At 69.6% G+C, this 22,605-nt stretch carries 9 protein-coding genes; 7 read left to right on the top strand and 2 right to left on the bottom strand.

Annotated elements, in window-relative coordinates:
• Window positions 1-42 precede the first annotated feature (42 nt).
• Both E6C72_RS23195 and E6C72_RS23190 read left to right on the top strand, forming a co-directional pair.
• On the top strand, window positions 43-5,331 hold the full coding sequence (locus E6C72_RS23195) for a type I polyketide synthase (protein ID WP_109084268.1): 5,289 nt from the start codon (window positions 43-45) through the stop codon (window positions 5,329-5,331).
• Entirely contained in the window at window positions 5,328-13,688 is an 8,361-nt protein-coding gene (locus tag E6C72_RS23190) for a type I polyketide synthase (RefSeq protein WP_109084269.1), read from the top strand. The genes E6C72_RS23195 and E6C72_RS23190 overlap by 4 nt, the downstream gene beginning before the upstream one ends.
• Before the next feature lie 7 nt (window positions 13,689-13,695).
• On the opposite strand, the gene E6C72_RS23185 is transcribed toward E6C72_RS23190, so the two are convergent.
• The gene (locus tag E6C72_RS23185; protein ID WP_109084270.1) at window positions 13,696-14,883 is read right to left on the bottom strand and encodes a cyclic nucleotide-binding domain-containing protein; all 1,188 of its coding nucleotides are present in this window, start codon (window positions 14,881-14,883) and stop codon (window positions 13,696-13,698) included.
• A gap of 127 nt (window positions 14,884-15,010) precedes the next feature.
• Window positions 15,011-15,952 (bottom strand): helix-turn-helix domain-containing protein, encoded by a 942-nt coding sequence (locus E6C72_RS23180; protein WP_109084271.1) that lies wholly within the window; start codon window positions 15,950-15,952, stop codon window positions 15,011-15,013.
• Window positions 15,953-16,696: 744 nt separating this feature from the next.
• Here E6C72_RS23180 and E6C72_RS23175 point away from each other — a divergent pair.
• The 5 genes from E6C72_RS23175 to peaD all read left to right on the top strand — a co-directional run bounded on the left by E6C72_RS23175 (window position 16,697) and on the right by peaD (window position 22,603).
• Entirely contained in the window at window positions 16,697-18,040 is a 1,344-nt protein-coding gene (locus E6C72_RS23175; protein ID WP_109084272.1) for an NAD(P)/FAD-dependent oxidoreductase, read from the top strand.
• 78 nt (window positions 18,041-18,118) lie between these two features.
• Window positions 18,119-19,708 (top strand): quinohemoprotein amine dehydrogenase subunit alpha, encoded by a 1,590-nt coding sequence (peaA, locus tag E6C72_RS23170; RefSeq protein WP_158280115.1) that lies wholly within the window; start codon window positions 18,119-18,121, stop codon window positions 19,706-19,708.
• 11 nt (window positions 19,709-19,719) lie between these two features.
• On the top strand, window positions 19,720-21,153 hold the full coding sequence (gene peaB / locus E6C72_RS23165) for a quinohemoprotein amine dehydrogenase maturation protein (RefSeq protein WP_109084274.1): 1,434 nt from the start codon (window positions 19,720-19,722) through the stop codon (window positions 21,151-21,153).
• A complete protein-coding gene (qhpC, locus tag E6C72_RS23160) occupies window positions 21,150-21,470 on the top strand; it encodes a quinohemoprotein amine dehydrogenase subunit gamma (RefSeq protein WP_109084275.1) in 321 nt (106 codons plus the stop codon). Before peaB ends, qhpC begins: the two co-directional genes overlap by 4 nt.
• Window positions 21,471-21,505: 35 nt before the next feature.
• On the top strand, window positions 21,506-22,603 hold the full coding sequence (gene peaD / locus E6C72_RS23155; protein ID WP_109084312.1) for a quinohemoprotein amine dehydrogenase subunit beta: 1,098 nt from the start codon (window positions 21,506-21,508) through the stop codon (window positions 22,601-22,603).
• Window positions 22,604-22,605: the final 2 nt, after the last annotated feature.

Genomic DNA, 22,605 nt, shown 5'->3' with positions numbered 1-22,605 from the left:
GGCCGCCCTTCCCGCTCCAATCCTCCGAACCCCGAGACGGCCTTGAAGAACCGCCACCCCATCGCGATCGTCGGCATCGGCGCCATGTTCCCCGGCTCCGGCACCACGCACGGCTTCTGGCGCGACATCCTCGCCGGCCGGGATTGCATCGGCGACGTGCCGGCCACCCATTGGCTGGTGGAGGATTACTACGACCCCGATCCGACGGCGCGGGACAAGACCTATTGCCGACGCGGCGCCTTCCTGCCCCCCGCCACGCTGGACCCGCTGGAGTTCGGCATCCCGCCCCAGGCGCTGGCTGCCACCGACACGGCGCAGTTGCTGGCGCTGATCGTCGCCAGGGAAGTGCTGGACGAGGCCTGCCGTACCCGGTTCCGCGACATCGACCGCGGCCGGACCAGCATCGTGCTCGGCGTGGCGTCGGCCACTGAACTGGTCGGCACCATGGGGGCGCGGCTGCAAAGGCCGGTCTGGGTCAAGGCCCTGCGCGAAGCCGGCCTGCCGGAAGCGGAAGTCACCGCCGTCTGCGACCGCATCGCCTCGCACTATGTGGAATGGCAGGAAAGCACCTTCCCCGGCGTGCTCGGCAATGTGGTCGCGGGGCGCATCGCCAACCGGCTCGACCTCGGCGGCACCAACTGCGTGGTGGATGCCGCCTGCGCCAGTTCGCTGTCGGCCCTGCTGATGGCGATGAACGAGCTGGAGCTGGGCCATTCCGACATGGTCATCAGCGGCGGCGTCGACGCACTGAACGACATCTTCATGTATATGTGTTTCAGCAAGACGCCGGCCCTGTCCAAGAGCGGTGACTGCCGCCCATTCTCCGATGCATCCGATGGCACCATCGTCGGCGAGGGACTGGGACTGTTCGCCCTGCGCCGGCTGGAGGATGCCGAACGCGACGGCAACCGCATCTACGCCTTGATCCGCGGCATCGGCTCGTCGTCGGACGGGCGCGCCACCAGCGTCTATGCTCCGCGCCCGGAGGGACAGGCGGTCGCCCTGCGCCGCGCCTATGCCGATGCCGGCTATGGGCCCCGCAACGTCGAACTGGTGGAGGCCCATGGCACCGGGACCCGTGCCGGTGATCTGGCCGAATTCACCGCCCTGACACAGGTGTTCCGCGAAGCGGATGCGGACGCGAAATCCTGGTGCGCCATCGGCTCGATCAAGTCGCAGATCGGCCACACCAAGGCCGCTGCCGGCTCCGCCGGTCTGCTGAAGGCGACGCTGTCGTTGCACCAGAAGGTCCTGCCGCCGACCATCAAGGTGGAGCGGCCCGACAGCCGACTCGATCTGGAAAGCAGTCCCTTCTATCTCAACACAAGCGCCCGGCCCTGGGTGAAGGCGGATGGGCCCCGCCGCGCCTCCGTCAGCTCCTTCGGCTTCGGCGGCAGCAATTATCACGTGGCTCTGGAGGAATACAGCGGCTCCCATGCCGCCTGCCGGCTGTGGGCCGGTGGCGCGCTGATGCTGGCCTGCGGTGCCGATGTACGGGCTCTCGCCGATGCGGCCCGCGCGTTGGCAGACCGCGTGAAATCGGAAGGGCTGGAGGCGGTCGCCCGCGACAGCCAATCCGCCTTCGATCCCACCGCCCATCACCGCCTCGCCATCGTCGCCGCCGATGCCGCGCAGTTCGAGGCGCGTCTTGAGACGGCACTGAAACAGACCGGTGCCTTGGACGCGCCCGGCATTCATCTGGCGGTGGGCGAGCCGGTGGGCGGCAGGGTCGCCTTCCTGTTCCCTGGTCAGGGAAGTCAATATGTCGGCATGGGCGCCGATCTGGCCATCGCCTTCGACGAGGCGAGAGCCGTCTGGGATTTCCAGGCATCGCTGCCAACCCGACCGGGCCAGCCGCCGCTGCACCGGGTGGTCTTCCCACCGCCCGCCTTCACCCGTGAGGCGGCCGACGCCCAGGACGCCGCCCTCACCCGGATGATCCACGCCCAGCCCGCCATCGGCACGGCGAGCCTCGCCCTGCTGGCGGTGCTGGAGCGTGCCGGCCTCCGCGCCGATGCCGTCGCCGGACATTCCTTCGGCGAAATCACCGCGCTCTGCGCCGCCGGGGCCATCGGCCGCGACACCGCCCTGACCCTGGCCGGCGAGCGCGCCCGCTGCATGGAGGCCGCCGCGGCCGGAACCGACGGCGCCATGATCGCGGTCGCCGCCGGCCATGAGCGCGTCACCCCGCTCCTGCACGGGCTGGAGGTGGCTCTCGCCAATGACAACGGCCCGGAACAGGTGGTCCTGTCCGGCACACGCGCCGCCGTCGAGGACGCCGCCGACCGGTTGGAGGCCGAGGGCCTGCGTGTGGTCCGGCTGAAGGTCGCCAGCGCCTTCCACTCGCCGGTGGTGGCGGAGGCCGCCCAAAGCTTCCGCGCCGTCCTTGCGGACACGCGGTTCGCTCCCCCCACCGTCCCGGTCTATGCCAATCTCACCGGCTCCCCCTACGGCGATGGGGACATTCGCGATCTGCTGGCCGGGCAGATCGCCGGCACGGTCCGCTTCCGCGAGACGGTGCAGGCGCTGTACGCCGATGGCGTCCGCACCTTCGTGGAGGTCGGCCCCGGCGCCGTTCTGACCGGTCTGGTGGCGCAATGCCTGGATGACCGCCCACATCTTGCCGTGCCGCTCGACCGGTGTGGAGCCAACGGCGTCGTCAGCCTGCTGGACGGGCTTGGCGCCTTGGCGGTCCAGGGCGTGAGGATCGACTTCGGCGCGCTGTGGGCCGGCTTCGCCGAGGAGCGCAAGCCCAGGAAGCCATCGCCGGCCGCCGTCCAAATCTCCGGCGCCAATTTCGGCAAGATCTATCCGCCCCAGGGTGGTGCCGCCGCCTTGCCCAAACCGAACGCGCCGCGTCCAGCCGTACCGGCATCCGTGCCCACCCCCTCCGCCTCCATCACAGAAGCCTCAATCATGGTCACGAACTCCCCCGCTCCGCAGCCGGCGCCCACCCCCGTCGCCACCGCGTCGGTGGAGACGATCTATCACCATGTCGCCGATGCCCACGCCGCCTTCCAGCGCGCCATCGCTGAGAGCCACCAAGCCTTCCTGGCCGTCGCCGGCCAGGCGATCCAGAGCCTGAGCGGCGTTCCGGCCCATCATGCCGCTACGCTCGCTCCACCGGCGCCGATCATGCCGACCGCGCCAGCCATCGCCGCCCAGCCGATGCCGGTGCGTGCTCCCATGGCCGTGGCGCAGCCAACCCCGCCGGTCCAGTGGCAAGCCCCTGCCACGGCGGCGGCGCAACCCGTCATCCCATGGCCCGTCGCCCCACCCAAGCCGCAGCCGGTGGCAGCCTCAGCCGCTCCCGTTGTGGCACAGCCCAGCGGGAGCGCCCGCGACATCGTGCTGGCGGTGATCGCCGACAAGACCGGCTATCCGGTGAACATGTTGAGCGCGGAGATGGAACTGGAAGCCGGTCTCGGCATCGATTCCATCAAACAGGTGGAGATCTTCTCCACCTTGCAGGAGCGCATCCCCGCGCTGGGCGACGCCGACATGCGTGAATTGAACGCGCTGAAGACCATCGGCCAGATCCTCGCCATGGCAGACAGCCGCGGCGACGCTTCGGCGCCGGCACCAGCACCGGTCAGGGCGGCGCCCCCGCCCGCAGCGGCACCCGCCCCGTCCGTCGATGTCGGCGCGCTGTTCATGGGTCTGGTCGCCGAAAAGACCGGCTATCCCATGGAGATGCTCGGCCCGGAGATGGAATTGGAAGCCGGTCTCGGCATCGATTCCATCAAGCAGGTCGAGATCTTCTCCGCCCTGGTCGAGCGCCTGCCCGAACTCGCCTCGGTCGAGATGCGCGAACTGACCGCGCTGAAGACCGTCGGCGCCGTGATCGACCGCATCAAGGGCGGGCCCGCCTCCATCCAAACACAGGCCCCCCAAACCCGGAGCCTGCCCGCGTTATCGGCCGGCACCATCCGCAGCTGTTCGGTTCTGGAGGACCGGAAGGCCCCAGACGCCGACATGCTGCGCGGCCTGACCAGCGTCGCCGTCATCCCGGATTCGGCTGGCGTCGCCGCCGAACTGGTGACGCTGCTGTCCGCGAGGGGCATCCACGCCCGCATCGACGGGCAGCCGAACGCGCAGGATGACGCCGTGCTGTTCCTGGCCGGCCTCGATGGTGCCGACGCCGCGGCGAGCGCCGACCTGCATTGGCGTGCTCTTGCCGCGGCCAAGGCCGTCGCTCCCCGATTCGGCGAGACGGGGGGCGAGACGGGGGGAGCCTTCGTCACCGTCCAGACCGGCGATGGCGGGTGGCTTGGGCTCGGCGGCCTCGTCCTGACGGCGGCGCGTGAATGGCCGGCGGCACGGCTCAAGGCCATCGATCTGGAGCCGGGCGGCCGTCCAGCCGCCGAACTGGCGCGGATCCTGGCCGCCGAGATCACCGGCGGCGATGGCGACGCCGAGGTCCGGCTGACCGCCGACGGCAGGCGCCTCGTGCGCAGCCTCCGCCAGGAGGATGCCACCGATGGGCCACTGCCGCTGCCAGAGGGCGCCGTGATCGTCGTGTCCGGCGGTGCGCGCGGCGTGACCGCCGTGGCGTTGGAACAGCTGTCCCGCCGCATCCGCCCGACCCTGGTCATCCTCGGCCGCAGCGATCCCTCGACCGCCCCGGTCCTGCCCGGCCTCGGCCAGGATGCGGACGAGGCGACGGTGCGCCGGGCGGTGATCGCCGGTCCCGGTGCCGGCAAGCCGCCGCGCGAGATCGAGGCGATGGTCAAAACCATCCTCTCCGCCAACGAGGCCCGCGCCACGCTGCGCCGGCTGGAGGCGGCCGGCGCCCGCATCCGCTATTGCCGCGCCGACGTGCGCGACGCCGCCTCCGTCGCCCAGGCGTTGGCGACGGTCAGGACGGAGGCCGGTCCGATCGCCGGCATCATCCATGGCGCCGGGGTGTTGGCCGACAAGCGGATCGGCGACAAGACCCGCGACCAGTTCGACGCCGTCTTCGGCACCAAGGTGGCCGGCATCGCCAACCTGCTGGAAGCCACCCGCCAGGATCCCTTGCGGATCATCTGCCTGTTCTCGTCCATTGCGTCCCTGCACGGCAATACCGGGCAGTGCGACTACGCCATGGCCAACGCCGTCCTGAATGCGGTGGCGCGGGCCGAGGCGGCGCGGCGCCCGGACTGCACGGTCAAGGCGATCGCCTGGGGGCCGTGGGACGGCGGCATGGTCGGAGCGGCGCTGAAAGAGCATTTCCGCCGCATGGCCGTCGAGCTGATCGCCCCCGAGGACGGAGCCGCCTTCATGCTGCGCGAACTGGCCCAGCCGCCGGCCGGAGAGAGCGTCGTCTCCTGCATCGGCCGCAGCGCATGAGCACCGTCCCGCCCATCGCCATCATCGGCCACGGCTGCGTGCTGCCGGGCGCCCTCAGCCCGGCGGAGCTGTGGCGGGCCGTCGTCGAGGGGCGGGATCTGCTGCGCCCGGTGCCGCCCGGCGTCTGGCGCGTCGACACCGCGCGGGCGCTGTCGACGCAGGCGCCCGAACGCTCCGCCACCGACCGTGGCGGCTATGTCCAGGGCTTCGACGCCGTGTTCGACCCCGGCGGCTTCGCCTGTCCGCCGGAGGATCTAGCCGGGCTGGATCCGGTGGTGCTCTGGCTGGCCCATTGCGGGCGGGAGGCGCTGCGCGAAGCCGGTCTGGACGTCGCTCCACCCCGGCGTTGCGGCCTGATCGCCGGCAACCTGTCCTACCCCACCGCCAGCCTCAGCGCCTATGCCGAGGCGGTGTGGCTGGACCGGGAGCGGCCCAACCCGGCCAACCGCTTCTCCTCCGGCCTGCCGGCCCGGCTGGCCGCCCGCGCGCTCGGCCTCGACGGTCCGGCCTTCTGCCTGGACGCCGCCTGCGCCTCCTCGCTCTATGCGGTCAAGCTGGCCTGCGACCAGCTGCGCGACGGCCATGCCGACCTGATGATCGCGGCGGGCGTCAACCGTGGCGACGACCTGTTCCTGCACATGGGCTTCACCGCCCTCGGCGCGCTGAGCCCGACCGGCCGCAGCCGCCCGTTCCACCGCGAGGCCGACGGGCTGATCCCGGCCGAAGGCGCCGCCTGCATCGTGCTGAAGCGGCTGGACGACGCGGTGCGCGACGGCGACCACATCCTGGGCGTGATCCGCGGCATCGGCCTGTCCAACGACGGGCGCAGCCGCGGCTTCCTGGTTCCCGACGCCGGGGGGCAGGAGCGCGCCATGGCCGCCGCCTATGCCCAGGCCGGCTTCGGCCCGGACGCGGTGTCCCTGGTCGAATGCCATGCGACCGGAACCGCGCTGGGCGACGCGACCGAGATCGCCAGCATGGGCCGGATCTTCGGCGGGCTGACGGGCATCCCCATCGGCTCGCTGAAGTCCAACCTGGGCCACCTGATCGCCGCCGCCGGTCTGGCAGGCATGGTCAAGGTGATCCAGGCGATGGCGGCCGGCATCCGTCCGCCCACCCTGCATGCCGACACCGCACCGCTGGACGGTATCGCCGCTACCCCCTTCCGTCTGCTGAACCACGCAGAACCATGGGAGGGAGACGCCCCCCGCCGCGCCGCGATCAGCGCCTTCGGCTTCGGCGGCAACAACGCGCATCTGCTGCTGGAGGAATGGCAGCCCGCCACCCTGTCCGTCCGAGCGGCCACCGTCGCACCGCCGCCCCTGCGCGTGGCGGTGGTCGGCCTTTCCGTCGTCACCGCCGCCGATGATTTCGCCGCCACCCTGGCCGCTCCACCGGCGACAGACGCCCCACGCGCCCTGGACAGCATCACGCTGGACCTCTCTGCCGCCCGCGTGCCGCCCGCCGACCTGCATCACGCTTTGCCGCAGCAATTGCTGGCGATGAAGGCGGTGGCGCAGGCGGTCGCCGGCTCTCCGCCCCTGCCACCGGCGACCACCGGCGTGCTGATGGGCATGGGCTGCGACGCAGAGGTGGCGCGGCGCGGCCTGGGGGTGCGCCTTGCCGACCTCTGCGGCCAGGACGCCGCCGTCGATCTCGGCCCGCCGCTGAACGCGGCCGGCGTCATCGGCACCATGCCCAACATCGTCGCCAACCGGTTCAACGCCCAGTTCGACTGGCGTGGCCCCAGCTATGCGGTGTCGGCCGAGGAACTGTCGGGTCTCGCCGGCCTGCGCGTTGCCGCCCGCGCCCTGGTGACGGGCGAACTTGACGCCGCGGTCGTCGGCGCGGTCGATCTGTCCTGCGAGCCGGTCCACCGCAACGCGCTCGCCGCGCTCCGCCCCGACCTTGCTACGGCCGGTGATGCCGCCGTCACCCTGGTGCTGCGCCGGGTCGACTGCGCCGAGGCCGCCGGCGAACCGATCCACGCCATCCTCGACCTGTCCGCCCCCAGCGATGCCGGGTTCACCATCACAGGCCCGAATGATGGCCCACAGGCCGCCAGCCCCATCACCAGCCGTTTCGGCCACGCCCATGCGGCCTCCGGCCTGCTGCATGTCGCCGCCGCCATCGTCGCCTGCCGTGGGCGCATGCAACCCACCGACGGCCCCGCCCGCCCCCGGCTGAGCGCCGGCGTCCTGCGCACCGGTGTCTCGGTCGATGCGCTGGGCGGTGCCGCCGACAGTCTCATGGTCGAAAGCGGCGGCGTCACCGCGCCGGCCCTGCCGCCGCCGCCGGTGCGCCTGCGCTGGTTCGCCGCCGGAAGCCGGGCCGAACTGCGCGCGCGCATCCGGCGCGGCGAGGATGGCGGTGAAGGTCCCGTCCGCCTGTCCTTCGCCTGCCCGGCCAAGACCCAAGCCGACACCCTGTCGCGCGCGCGCGCCCTCGTGGAAGGCCGCAAGGTCAGCGCGGAAGGCATCCATTTCCGCGAGACGCCGCTGGCCGGCGTCCTGGCCTTCGCCTTCACCGGTGCGGCGGCGGCCTACGAGGGCATGGGCCGCGAGCTGTTCCTGTCGATGCCGGACATCGGCAGGTCCGTCACCGTCCGTTTCCCCGTCCTGGCCCAGGCCGCCGACCGTCTCTACGGCTCCGCCGCTCCGCTGGACGCGATGGCGCAATTGCAGACCTGCGCGCTGATCTGCCAGACCCATGCGGAAGTCAGCCGCAGCGTCCTCGGGCTGCGGCCCCAGGCGATGCTCGGCCTGTCTTCCGGCGAGACCAACGCGCTGTTCGCCGCCGGCGTCTGGAGCGACATGGGCGCCATGTTCGCGGAGATCGACGCGTCCGGCATCTATGGCCGCCATCTGACCGGCGATTGCCTCGCCGCCGCCCAGTATTGGAGACAGGATGGCGCCGCCGACTGGCGCAACTGGCGCCTGCTCGCCCCTGTCGCGGATGTGGAGCAGGCGCTGTCCGGTATCTCCCGCGTCTCGATCACCATCGTCAACGCGCCGCAGGACTGCGTGATCGGCGGCGACGCCGAGGCCTGCCGGCAGGTGATCGCCCGTGTCGGGACGCACCGCGCCCTGCCGCTCGGCCAGGACATGGTGGTGCATTGCGCGGAGATGGAACCCTGCGCCCCGGTCTGGCGCCGCATCCACAGCCGGAAAACCACGCCGCCGGCGGGCATCGCCGTCTATGGGAACACCTTCGGCCAATCCTACCCGCCATCCGCCGAACTGTGCGCCGAGGCGCTGACCCGGCAGGCGCTGGAGCGGGTGGATTTTCCCCGCACCGTCCGCCGCGCCCATGACGACGGCGTGCGCATCTTCGTCGAGCATGGCCCGCGCAGCGCGCTCACCCGCGCCATCGCCGCCACCCTGGCCGGGCGCGACCATCTGGCGGTCAGCTTGGACCATCCCGGCCGCGCGCCGCTGGAACAGCTCGCCCATGTCGCGGCCGAGCTGTTCGCCGCCGGCCTCGACCCCGCCATGCCGGAGGTCGCCCGCCGGCTGGAGCGGCCCGCCGCGCCACCACCGGCCCAGCCGCTGACCTTCCCCGCCCATGCCGCCCCCGTGGTGGTGACACTGAGACAGCCGATGCCGCCCGCGCCCCCCCTGCCGCCGGTCGCGGACCTGCCACCTCCGGATCTGGCCGCCCGCTGCCCCGTGGGCGAGGCGCCGGAACCGGAGGCGGCAGTGGCGGCACCGGCCTCCGCACCGGTGGCGGACAGTCCGCTCGCCCGCATCCTCGCCCGCACGGCGGAGCTTCACACCGGCTATCTGAAAACCGCGTCGGATCTGCACCGGACCTATCTGCATGGGTTCGGCGTGGCGGGGCTGGGCGCTCTCCATCCTCCCCCCGTGGAAAGGGTCGGGGTAAGGGGGATGCAGGGGGTGGATTCCAGGGAAGCTGCCGCCGCGGAACCACCTCACCCTAACCCTCTCCCCGGGGGGAAGAGGGAACGTCTTCCCCTCTGGAACCGCGGCCAGCTGGAAACCCTGGCGGCGGGCAAGGTGTCCGACATCTTCGGCCCGCTGTTCACTCGGCAGGACGGCTATGCCCGTCAGGTCCGCATGCCGGAGCCGCCGCTGCTGCTGGTGGACCGCGTCCTCTCCATCACCGGCGAGCCGGGCAGCATGGGGCTGGGCTCCATCGTCACCGAAACCGACGTGACGCCCGACGTCTGGTATCTGCACAACGGCCGCATGCCGGTGGGTCTCGCCATCGAATCCGGGCAGGCCGATCTGCTGCTGATCTCCTGGCTGGGCGCCGATTTCCGCAACAGGGGCGAGCGTGTCTACCGCCTGCTCGGGTGCGAGATGACCTACCACGCAGGCGGCCTGCCCAAGGTGGGCGACACCCTGCGCTACGAAATCCATGTCGACGGCCATGCCCGCATGGGCGAGGTCGGGCTGTTCTTCTTCCATTACGACTGCCGCATCGGCGATCGGCTGGTGCTGTCGGTCCGCAATGGTCAAGCCGGCTTCTTCACCGACCTGGAACTCGCCAATTCGGGCGGCGTGCTGTGGAGCGCAGAAGAGGACCGGCCCAGGGACGGCGCCCGCCTCGATCCGCTGCCCTGCCCGTCGCGCCACCACTCCTTCTCCGCCGAACAGCTCGATCTCTGGACCGCCGGCCGCGCCTTCGCCTGCTTCGGCGAGGGGTTCGAGTTGGCCGGCTGCCATCAGCGGACACCGGCGATTCCGCAGGGCCGCATGCGCCTGATCGACAACGTGACCGCGTTCGAGCCACAGGGTGGGCCCTGGGGCCGCGGCTATCTGCGTGCCGAAAGCCATGTTCCGGCCGATGCGTGGTTCTATGCCGGCCACTTCAAGAACGACCCCTGCATGCCCGGCACCCTGATGGCCGAGGGCGCGGTGCAGGCGGTGGCGACCTTCATGGCGGCCAGCGGCTTCACCATCGGCCGCGATTCCTGGCGGTTCGAGCCAGTGCCGGACGAGCCCGCCCGCTTTGTCTGCCGTGGTCAGGTGATCCCTGACGCCAGCCACCATCTGGCCTACGAGGTCTTCGTCGAGGAGATCGAGGACGGCCCCACCCCCATCGTCCGCGCTGCCCTGCTGTGCAGCGCCGACGGCTTCAAGGTCTTCCACTGCCGCGCCTTTGCCGTCAGGCTGGTTCCCGACTGGCCGCTTGGCCAGGGCCGCCATGTCCTGCCCGCGCGGTTGGAGGCGCCGCGCATCGTCGGCACCCGCGGTGACGTGCGCGGCGATTACGAGGCGCTGCTGGCCTGCGCCTGGGGAGCGCCGTCCGCCGCCTTCGGCAGCATGTATGCGCGCTTCGACGCCGGCCGGGTACCGCGCCTGCCCGGCCCGCCCTATCACTTCATGACCAGCGTCGTCTCGGTGAATTGCCCGGCCGGGGAACCGACCGTCGACGGCACCATCCTGGTCGATTACGCGGTGGAACCCCACGCCTGGTACTTCGCTGAGAACCCCGCGCCGGTGATGCCCTTCTGCGTGCTGATGGAGGTGCTGCTCCAGCCCTGCGGCTGGCTGGCCTCCTTCATGGGCTTCGCGCTGGCCTCGACCGAGGAACTGGCGATCCGCAACCTCGACGGCGACGCCGCCCGCGTGTTCGCCGAGGTGACACCGGCCGATGCCCGCGTCCGCACCGAGGCGACGCTGGCCCGCTTCTCCCGCGCCGGCGGCATCACGCTGATCGCCTTCAAGGTTCGCGCCTGGGTGGACGACCGGCCGCTGATGGAGTTGGAGACCGCCTTCGGCTTCTTCGCCGCCGTCGCCCTGGCGAAGCAGAACGGCCTGCCGCCCCTGCCCACCGACGAGGCGCGTGGCATCCCACCCGCAAGGCCGGTGGAGGAACCCCGCCGCACGAAGGTCGCGGAGGGCATGCTGCGCATGGTGGACGAGGTAACGGGCTGGTGGCCGCAGGGCGGTGCCGCCGGCCTGGGCCTTGCCCGCGGCAGACAGGTGGTTGATCCAGAATCCTGGTACTTCAAGGCCCACTTCTTCCAGGATCCGGTCCAGCCCGGCTCCTTGGGTGTCGAGGCATTGCTGCAATTGCTCGAACGCGCCATGCGGCTGGCGGGGCTCGACAACGAATTGCCGTCCGCCCGTTTCGAAGGGGCGGCGCTGAACGAGCCTCTCCGCTGGAAATATCGCGGTCAGGTCGTCCCCACCAACTGCGCCGTCACCACCGAGATCGAGATCACCCGGATCGAGCGGGACGAGCGTGGCATCCTCGCCGTCGCCCGCGGCAGCCTGTGGGCCGACGAGTTGCGCATCTATGAGGTGGACGGGCTCGCCGCACGGCTCGTGCCCAGCGGTGACGGCGGCGACAGCAAAGGGATCCGCCTGGATCTGGACAGCGCGCCGTGGCTCGGCGATCATCGCCCGACCCACACCGCCCCGGCGGTCCCCCTCACCTGCCTCGCCGACATCATCGCCGCCGCCGGTCGGGGCGGTCAGGTGGTGGCCCTTGAGGATGTGCGGGTCCAACGCTGGGTGACGCTGCCGGTGACGCTGGTCCCGGAAGCCGCGCCGGATGGCCGCGTCACCCTGCGGGACGGCGGCGCTGCCGTCGCGGGCGGCCGGGTGATCCGGGCGGCGGACTGGCCGGCTCCGCCAGCGCCCTTCGCCCCGCTGGACGATGCCAGCCCCACCCCCTGCCCCTACACCGCCGGCGAGCTGTTCCACGGACCCGCCTTCCGGATCCTGAGCGACCTGCGCACCGGCCCCCACGGCGCCTCCGCCATGCTCGACGCCGCGAAGGCGGCACGGGTGCCGGGGCCGATCGGTCCGGCGCTGCTGGATGCCGGGCTCCATGCCATGCCCCGTCATGCCCCCGAACTGTGGTGGGGCGACCGGGCGGCGGGAATGCTGGCCTATCCCAGCGTCATCGAACGGCTGAGCCTCTTCGGCCCGACGCCGCGCGACGGCCGGGTCCGCATCGAGGTGCGCGCCCTGCCGCCCGACGCCCAGGGCCACGCCCGCTCCCGCCTGCAATGGCTGGCCGGTGATCGGGTGTGGGCGGAGATGGAGCTGGCCGACGCGCTGTTTCCCAAGGGTGCGCTCGGCAAGGCGCCCGCCCTGGCCCGGCAGTCCTTCCTGCGCGACCGCGAGGCCGCCCCCGGCTTGCGGCTGTCCCGGTCGGAGGACGGCATCACCCGCCTGAGCGCCCGCGAGGTGGCGGCGAGCAACTGGCTGCCGGGAACGCTGGAGGCCATCTACGCCGTCTCCGGCACCCCCGCCGGGATGGCCCGCTCCATCGCCGCCAAGGAACATGCCGCCGCCCAGCTGGGCGTCCATCCCGGCAGCGTGACGATCGGGGAAGACCTCATCGCCCGCTGCCCGGCCCTACCGCTCACCCCGGTCAAGCTGTCAATCCGGCAGGATGGTGCCGACTGGCTGGTGACGGGCCGACCGTCGGCCGCCCCCGATCTCGCCCCATTGCCGGCCTTCTGGCGCACGCATCTGGGAACCGGCGACTGGCCGGTCGAGGATCTGTTCCTGGCGCTGGCCGGCGAGTTCGTCGGACAGATCCGCGTCGCCGCTCCCGACCGGCTCGCCGACATCCGGTCGCGCGGCGCGCTGTTCCTCGGCAACCATCAGGTGGCGGTGGAATCCCTCACCTTCACGCTTGTCGCCGCCGCCCTGACCGGCCGGCCGATCCTGACCGTCGCCAAGGCCGAACACCGCGACACCTGGCTGGGAAGCCTGCTGGCTCTGCTCGGCGGCGCGCCGGAGCTGCGCCTGCCGCGCATGATGATGCTGTTCGACCGCGACGACCCCGCCGCCATGCTGGGGCTGATGGAACAGGCGCGGGACGCGGTGACGCGGGACGGCCTGTCGATCATGGTCCATGCCGAGGGGACGCGCTCGCTGTCCTGCCGGACCCCGGTGACGCGCCTGTCCGGGGTCTTCCTCGATCTGGCGGCAAGGCTGGACATCCCCATCGTGCCGGTCCGCTTCGCCGGCGCCCTGCCGATCGAACCAGCCGCCGAACGGCTGGACTTCCCTCTCGGCTTCGCCCGCCAGGACATCCACATCGGCCGGCCGCTGTGGCCGGAGGAACTGGCGAGCCTGCCGCTGGCGGAGCGCAAGAAGACCGTGCTCGACGCCATCAACGGGGTCGGTCCCGCCTTGGCCGGCGAGGCCCCCAACGATCCGCGCCCCGCGTTCGACGCCTCGGCGAAGGCGCTGACCTCGGCACGCGGCCTGTCCCCACCCCGCGCGGCGATCTTGCAGGCGGTACTGACCGCGATCCCGCCGGACCGCCCGCTGGCGCGCCTCGCCCGCCGGATCGCGGCGGGCGAGGCGGCGGGCGAAAGCGATCCGTGGCTGTCCGCGCTCGCCGGCTGGTTTCTTGCCCGATAGCCGGAGGTCAGAAAACGGGAATGCCGACGACCATCAGCCCGAAGACGCCCAGGATGGCATGGGACACGCTGCTGCCGACCAGCGATCCCTGGCGGGCGAAGATCCAGCCCCAATAGAGGCCGAAGGGGAACACCGCCAGCGCCAGGATGATCGACACATGCAGATGGGTCGCGCTGAACAGCATGTTGGACAGGATGATGGCTTCCAGCGTCTTGTACTTGCTGGTCAGGAACAGCTGGAACGACGCCTGGGTGCCGCGGGCGATGGTCTCCTGAATGGGGGTGAAGGCGCAATAGGCGCCGCCATACAGCAGGATCTCGCCCAGCGACAGGCCGGTGGAGCGGGCGAGATCGAAGACGGGCTGCCCCTGCAAGGCCGGGAGGAAAGTCACGCCGATCCATTTCAGCAGCACGATCAGCAGCGCCACCGGAATGGACAGCAGCACGCCTTCCAGCGCGTTGCCCCGCCAGTTCGCCAAGGTGAAGCCATAGGTGCTGGGCGGCCAGGGGCTGGTCTTGACGGTGCGGTAGACACCGAAGGCGAAGCCGGTCAGGATCGGCAGGCTGATCAGCGAGGTGTCCGGAACCACCTTGCTCAGAGCCGTGGTGACGCCCAGCGCGAACATGTAGAAACACAGGCCGACCAGCAGGCGGAAGATGAACTTGCTCATCTCCACCCGGTTTTCCGCCTCGCTCAATTGGCGGCGCAGGGTCTCGACCGTCACCTCGTTGGTGCGGCGCAGGCGGGCGGCCAGCTCATAGGCCATGTTGATCTTCAGGCGGCTGTCGACGTCGAGCGGCGAATCCGGCCGCTCGCGCAGGCGGGCGATGGGAACCGCCATGACCTCGCTGTCCTCGACCGCGCGCACCGCGCCGGAGCGCGGGCCGCTGTCCAGCAGCGATACCTCGCCGATCGACTGTCCCGCAGTCAGCAGGGCCAGCCGATGGAGAGCGCCGCCGCCGGCATCCCGCTTCAGAACCTCGAAGCCGCCGGACAGGATGAAGTAGAGGGCATCGCCGGCCGCCCCTTCCTCGAACAGGATTTGACCCTGCGGAACGCGGATGGGGCCGTCCATGATGGCAAGCAGCTGCCGGATGTTCTCATCGGAAAAGCCCGTCAACAGGGGCACCTTGCTCAACCGCGTGTCGATCGTCAGATGCCGCGCATCCGCTGGCGCGCCACCGGGCTCCACCATTTCATGCCCCCTCAAGACCACAGACGGCGGACACTATACGGCGACTCAACTTTTGATAAAAGCCGCGCACCATGAATAATGGCAACAGCGGTTTGCTCGAATGAACGCATCGACAGTTCCGCCGGCCTCAACCGGCCGAGGCATTCGCCCGCAGGGTGTCGGACGGCTTTTCCCCGAACATCTCGCTGTAATAGGCGGAAAAGCGGCCCAGATGCCAGAATCCATGGTCCATCGCGATCTCAGCCACCGTCGTCGTCCGCGGATCGGCGACGCGCAGGGCCCGGCGCGCCGCGTTCAGCCTGACCATCTTCAGGTAATCCTTGGGAGAAACGCCCATGACGTCGGCAAAGCTGTATTCCAACATCCGCGTCGTCACCCCGATGGCCTGCGCCACCTGGGCCACCGACAGCCGGTCGTCCGGGTGGGCCTCCACATGGTCGCGGAACTGACGGACGAATTTCTGGCGCTGCGAATGGCCGATCGTGGGCGGGTGGACCGCCTGCATGATGCCGGCCTCGATCACCGACACGCATTGGTCCAGCAGCGGGAGCAGGACTTCGCTCTGGTCCAGCAACACGGGCGAGGCGGCGAGCACGCATTGCAGCACGGCCCTCAGCTCGCCACTGCGACAATAGGAGAAGGCACTGGCGGGCACCTCCGCCGCATCCGGGATCGTGACCCGCAGCTGCTCCGCCCGCCGGCGGTCGATGGCGAGCGCCAGCACCGACATCGGGCCGTTGCACAGAAACTCCGACAGGGTGCCGCCGCGCAGCAGCAGAACGTCATTCTCGCCGACCGGACGGCCGTCCAGCCGGGCCGGGGCCGAACCCGGCAGCGGGACGGCGATCACCAGCGTGTCGGACGGTGGCGCCGTATGCTGATGCAGGCGCAGATTGGTGTCTTCCCGGAACACGCTGATGCCGGGAGCCGCGACCTCCTTCAGCCGGCCGAGGAAGCGTCCGGGCTGTAGCTGGCGGTAATGCTGGGTCCAACCGACGAGAGCCTTTTCCTGCTCCCACACATCTTCCGCGATGTCGGTCTCCAGCCGGAGTGTGTTGGTCTCCACCATCCGCTGTTGCTCCAGGCACGGCCCGATTGGACCGGTTCGTGTGGCTATTGCGGCAATTTCCAGGCAACGGTCATGCCTGATCGATCATGTTCCGCGTTTTAAAGAAGATGTCAAACACAGATAAGGATGATTTCTGCCATTTCGCAAAACGGATAGGGCTATTTTTTAGACATTTTGCTGCCAATTGAAAATACAACCTGCCGAAACCGCGAGCATTTCATCAAATACATCTGCATTTTCTGACTAAAGGCGTGAATCAATAAAAGTGCCGACTGGGTTTAAAAATTTTAACGCTCTCCTCCGCTTACCGACACCGCGACCTTATTTGTGGTTTTCAAACACTGGCAGGCAGTTGCAGGAGAGCGCCATTACCGTCACTCCAGAACAATACGATGAACAAACAAATTATCGCCGCCGCCCATAGCCTTTGCAAGAATACCTGTAAAATCCCATACGCAGAAAATGAAATTATCGATCCCCTTGTTTTTGAGAATGACTACAGAAGATATCATCCAGTTCCATAAATGCTCTTCTTGAGCTTATTCGAACTTTATTGCCGCATGGCTCTTATTTCCACTGAGGGAATCCCAGAAAAATTCGCCAGCTCATCTAATTTTTCGCAGATCGGATAGATCAGAACCCGACCGTCATTGCACGATCGCGGTCGGCCACTACGTTGCCGAGGCGTGTCCGGCAGACGAAAGCCACCCCAGGGAATATTAAGAACGGCAGGGAGGGCCCGGCATGACGGATGTGCTGATCCTGGGCGGCGGACCGGCGGGAACCGTGCTCGCCCGTCGCCTGACGGCCCTGGGGCATGTCGTGACGCTGGTGACCTGTGCCCGCCGTCGGGCGATCGAGGGACTCTCCCTGCGCGCCGTCGAAGGACTGCGCCGCGCCGGCTGCCTGCAAGCGGTCACGGTGGCCGGCAGGCCGGCGGCACGTCGGGTCGAATGGAATGGGCAACACACCGCGCTGAACGGCGAACATCTGGTCGACCGCGGCCACCTCGACGACGCCCTGCTGCGCGACGCGGCGGATGGCGGTGCCATCCTGTGCCACGGCACGGCGGCAGCGATCGAGCGTGGAACGGAGGGCTGGCGGGTCGTCGATACCACCGGGGTGACGCTGGGGTCCGGCCGCTTCCTGGTGGAAGCCCGCGGCCGCCGCGCACCGAACGCTCCGGCACGGGAGTCCGGTCCCCGCACGCTGGCAATCGGCAGAGTCTATCAGGGTTCCGCCAGGAGAGCCGGCAGCGCCGCCTTCTCCTTTGCCGACGGCTGGGCATGGCTGGCCGCCTTGCCCGACGGGCGGCGGGTCGTGCAGCTCTTCATCGATGGTGCCGCCATCCCGGCCCGCGCCGACCTGACAGCCTGGCATGCGGCAATGGTCGCATCGCTGCCGCAGGCGACGGGCTGGATTGCGGACTGCACCCCGATCGGTGACGCCGAGGTGAGCGACGCCACCGCAATCAGGCGCTCGCCCGGGCTGGAGGTCGACAGGTTGCGGATCGGCGATGCAGCCTTCGCCGTCGATCCGCTGTCCGGCCACGGCGTCTTTGCCGCGGTCGCCTGGGCCTTCGCCGCCGCTGCCGCCATCGACACCTTGGCGACCGATCCCGCCGCGCTGCCGGTCGTCGGGCGCTTCGTCGATGATCGCTGTGCCGAGCTGTTCGCCCATGCCGCCGAGGCCGGCAACCAGTTCTATCGCGCCGAGGAACGCTGGGTCGACCGCCCCTTCTGGCGCCACCGCGCCGCATGGCCGCCTGCCCCACTGCCATCAGCAGACCGCGGCATTCACAGCCGCGCCGTGGTGGTGAACGACCGGATCGAGGAGCGCCGGGTCCTGGTCACGCCCGCCTTGCCGCGCGGCGTGCTGGCCATCGCCGGGATCGAGCTCTCGCCACTGCTGGAAAGCGTGGCGATCGAGCCGAGCCTCGGCGGTGATCTGGCCGATCGCTGCGGCCGGCAGCTCGGCCAGCCGGCGGGACACGTGGCGGTCGCCCTTGCTTGGCTGGCGACCAACGGGTTCCTGCCCAGAGACTTGCCGGGCGCCAAAAGCCGCCCCGGCCAATCACGACAACGATGAAGAACACCAACTGGCAAGAACGGGGGAGTATCGATGGGACACAAGCGAAGAAATGCCGGCCCCCGGCACTATAGACCCTTGGGCGTTCTGCTGGGTGCCATTGCAGGTGGCGTCGTCTTCGGCGGCGCGGTGGCGACGGCGAAGGACGGGCTTGCCGCCGACGGCCAAGCCCTGGTGGAGGAGCGCTGCTCCGCCTGCCATCAGAAGGAGGCCGACGGGTCTCTGCACCGCATCGACCATGTGCGCAAGACGCCCGAAGGCTGGACGATGACGCTGTTCCGTATGCGTCAGTTCCACGGCGTGGCGTTGTCGGACGAGGAACAGCGCACGCTGGTGCGCCACTTCGCCGACCGTCAGGGTCTGGCGCCGGAGGAGTCCGCCCCCTACCGCTATGTCCTCGAACGCCGTCCGTCGGTGGTGGAGGAACCGGTGAACGACGGCGATCTCACGGTCATGTGCGCCCGCTGCCACAGCGTCGCCCGTATCGGGCTTCAGCGCCGCGACGCCGACGAATGGCGCCGTCTGGTCAACTTCCATCTCGGCCAATGGCCGACCATCGAATATTCCGCCCAGGGCCGCGACCGTAAATGGTGGGAGATCGCCTCCACCGAAATTCCGCAGACGCTGGGAGGCAAGTTCCCCTTCAAGACCGACGCCTGGACCAGCTGGCAGGCGGCACCCAAGCCCGACCTGTCGGGCCGCTGGGCGGTCGCCGGGCATCGGGCCGGGATCGGGTCCTATGGCGGCACCGCGACCATCGCCAAGGCGGATGGCGGCTATCGCATCACCTACGACCTGACCGACGCCGCCGGCAAGCCGCTGAAAGGCGAAGGCACGTCGGTGGTCTACACCGGCTATGAATGGCGCGGCACCGGCACGCTGGACGGCAAGCCGGTGCGCGAGGTGTTGGCCGCGTCGCGCGACGGCGGCCGCCTCGACGGGCGCTGGTTCCTGACCAGGCAGGACGAGGTCGGCGGCACCCTTCACGCGGTTCGGGTCGGCGGCAACGACAGCAGGATTCTCGGCGCCAGCCAGAGCTTCCTGAAGGCCGGAACCTCCGCCCGCATCACCCTGTGGGGCAGCGGGCTCGACCGTGGCGAGGTCGGCTTCGGCCCCGGCGTCTCGGCGAAGATCCTGTCGCGCGGCCCGACCTCCGTGACGGTGGAGGCGACTGCCACGGTGGACGCCACCCCCGGTGCGCGCAGCCTGACGGTCGGCAAGGCGAAGTCGGACGGCTTCGCGGTTTACACCAAGCTCGACAGCGTCCGGGTGGAGCCGGACTTCACCATCGCCCGCGTCGGCGGCAATGGCGGGGCGGTGCCGCCGATGACCGCGCAGTTCGAGGCGGTCGGCTACCTCAACGGCCCGGACGGCAAGCCCGGCACCGAGGACGACGTGCGCGTCGGCCCGATGCCGGCAAGCTGGAGCGTCGAGCCCTTCAACGACGCCGCCGCGCAGATGGAGGACGTGAAGTTCGCCGGCACCATGGGCCGGAACGGTCTGTTCAGCCCCACCGGCGCCGGCCCCAACCCGCAGCGCCAGTTTGGCACCAACAACATCGGCGACCTGAAGGTCGTCGGCACGGTGGTTGACGGCTCCACGACGCTGACCGGCACCGGCCGCCTCATCAGTACGGTCCAGCGCTGGAACGACCCGCCCATCCATTGAGGAGCAGAGCCATGGCAACCCTTCATCTGGTTCGCGACGACCTGCGCGACGTGACGGTCGGCGACCGGCGTGTCCTGTTCCATGTCCCGACCAGCGGCCTGTTCGAGCTGGACCGCGTCGGTGGTGCCCTGATCGACCTGTTCGCCGAGCTAGGCGAGGTCGGCGAGGAGGATGTCCGCCGCCGCTTCGACGGCGTCGCCGATCCGGCCGAGGTGATCGACAGCCTGCGCGAGCTGATCACGCTGCGCGTCGTCGAAAGCGGCCCCGCCGTCAAGCGGACGAAGCCGCCGGTGACCATCAGCGAGTTCCCGTTCAGCACCGTGGTGCTGAACGTCAACACCGGCTGCAACCTGAGCTGCACCTACTGCTACAAGGAGGATCTGACCACCCCCGCCAAGGGCGAGCGGATGGAGTTCGACACCGCCGCCCGCAGCGTCGATCTGCTGCTGCAGGAGGCCAAGGGCCGCGACAGCGTCAATGTCGTCTTCTTCGGCGGGGAGCCGCTGACCAACCTGCCGCTGATCCGTCAGGTGGTCGATTATGCCGAACAGCGCGGGCGGGAGACCGGCGTCCGCATGGACTTCTCGCTGACCACCAACGGCGTCCTGCTGACGGAGGAGATCGTCGACTGGCTCGACGCCCACCGCTTCGGTATCACCATCAGCATGGACGGGCCGAAGCCACTGCACGACCGCAACCGCCGCACAGTCGGCGGCAAAGGCTCTTACGACGTGGTGGCGGCGAAGGCGCGGATGCTTCTGTCCCGCTACCGTTCCCGCCCGGTGGGCGCGCGGGTGACGCTGACCGCCGGCGTCACCGACGTGGTGGCGATCCACGACCATCTGAAGACCGATCTGGGCTTCTTCGAGGTGGGATTCTCTCCCGTGACCTCCGGCGCGATGTCGGCCTTCAACCTGACCGGCGACGAGCTGGCGACCGTCTTCGACAACATGAAGATGCTGGGGCTGGCCTATGTCGAGGCGGCGAAGCGCGGCGTCAACACCGGCTTCTCCAACATGCACCAGTTGATGACCGATCTGGCGGAGGGAACCACCAAGTCGCTACCCTGCGGTGCCGGGCTCGGCATGCTGGCGGTGGACAAGGAGGGCGACCTGCATCTGTGCCACCGCTTCACCGGATCGTCGCAGCCGACCTACGGCAATGTCGATGACGGCATCGCCAAGGACAGCCTGGGCAGCTTCCTGGAAGGGATGGCGAACCGGACCGGCACCGATTGCGAGACCTGCTGGATCCGCAAGCTGTGCGCCGGCGGCTGCTATCACGAATCCTACGCCCGCTACGCCGATCCGGCCCACCCGGCCTATCACTACTGCAACCTGATGCGCGACTGGATCGACTTCGGCATCCGCGCCTATGCGGAAATCATGGTCGCCAATCCGCAGTTCATCGAACGCCACGTCGCACCGCGCAGGGGGATCAAATGAAGCATCTGACGCCCATCAACAAAAAGGCCCGTCTGGTCGATCAGGCCGTCGAGGACGGCCATCTGGACGAGGTGGTGGCGATGCAGGTGGTGGTCGGCTGCGCCTCCACCATGGATCCCGGCTGGGAGGTGGATCCCTTCGGCAGCGTCGCCGCCCTCTGTGCGCCGATGGAGGCCGACCTCTACGGCTGCTCCGACCCGTGCTGGTGGCCGGCGCAGGTGCCCGACACCATCAACAGCTACCCGGACTGGAACGCCAAGGCGGCCTCCGCCCAGAACGACTGGCGCGCCCTCCAGTCGGTGTTCCCGAAGGACTGAGCGCCATGAAGCCCCATGCAAACCGAGTCCGTCCGATGAAAAGCCGCCGCACCGCATCCCGTCTGGACGGTGTTCTTGCCGTCCTGCTGCTCGCCGCCTGTCCCGCCGCGGCCAAGGACTATCTGCTGACCGGCGCCAAGCCCGACAAGCTGGTGCTGGTCGACGCCGCCGCCCGCAAGGTGAAGCGGGTGCTGACCATCCCCGGCGGCGGGGTGGCGCCCGGCACCATCGTGCCCTCGCCGGACGGCCGCGTCGCCTATGTCGTCAACAACCACATGGGCAGCGTTTCCGGCATCGAGCTGGACAGCGGTAGGCAGGTCTTCCGCGCCGATTTCTCCAGCGCGGATCTTCGCGTCCGCAGCCTGTTCGGCATGGATGTCAGCCCCGACGGCAAGGAGTTGTACGTCTTCCAGGCGCCGGTGCGCATCCTGCCCGGCGAGTACCGGGTGGAGGACACCCGCATCGCCGTCTACAACACCGGCGACGGCGTCGGCGCCAAGCCGGTGCGCCTGCTGCCGGCGCCCCGTCGCGTCGCCGTGCTCGCCTTCTCCAAGGATGGCGGGACTCTGTGGGCGCTCGGCTGGGATCTCTACGGGCTCGATCCGAAGACGGGGGCGGTGAAGGAGACGCACAAGGTGCTGAACTGGACCCGCGCCAATCACAGCCCGCCCGACGTGTTGGACATCTGGCCGCAGTTCGAGCAGGCGGCGACCCTCTCCACCCCCTATTTCACCACCCGCACCGATCTGGCGGCGACCGATCCGGGGGCCTTCCGCACCGGCCTGATGACGCTGGACCTCGCCACAGGCCGCATGGACATGCGGGATTTCGAGGACACCAGCGCGGTGATCTTCTCATCCGTCGTCAGCCCGGTGAAACGGACGGAGGCCTATTCCGTCTACACCCAGCTGTCGAAGATCGACACCGACGGCGGCAAGCTGGTGAAGCGGGTGGACCTGCCGCACACCTACTATTCGATCAACGTCTCCAGCGACGGCAAGGAGGTCTATGTCGGCGGCACCGCCTGCGACATCGGCGTCTACGGCACCGACACGCTCGACCGCGTCGGTCAGGTGGAGATCGCCGGCTGCCCCGACCAGGGCATCGCGTCGCTGCGGGTGATCCGGCGCTAGAC

Origin of the sequence: Azospirillum sp. TSH100 (genome assembly GCF_004923295.1) — a bacterium.
In the GTDB taxonomy this organism is placed as follows: Bacteria; Pseudomonadota; Alphaproteobacteria; order Azospirillales; family Azospirillaceae; genus Azospirillum.
The sequence above is the reverse complement of the archived record's forward strand: the minus strand, read 5'-3'. Positions and strand labels throughout refer to the sequence as shown.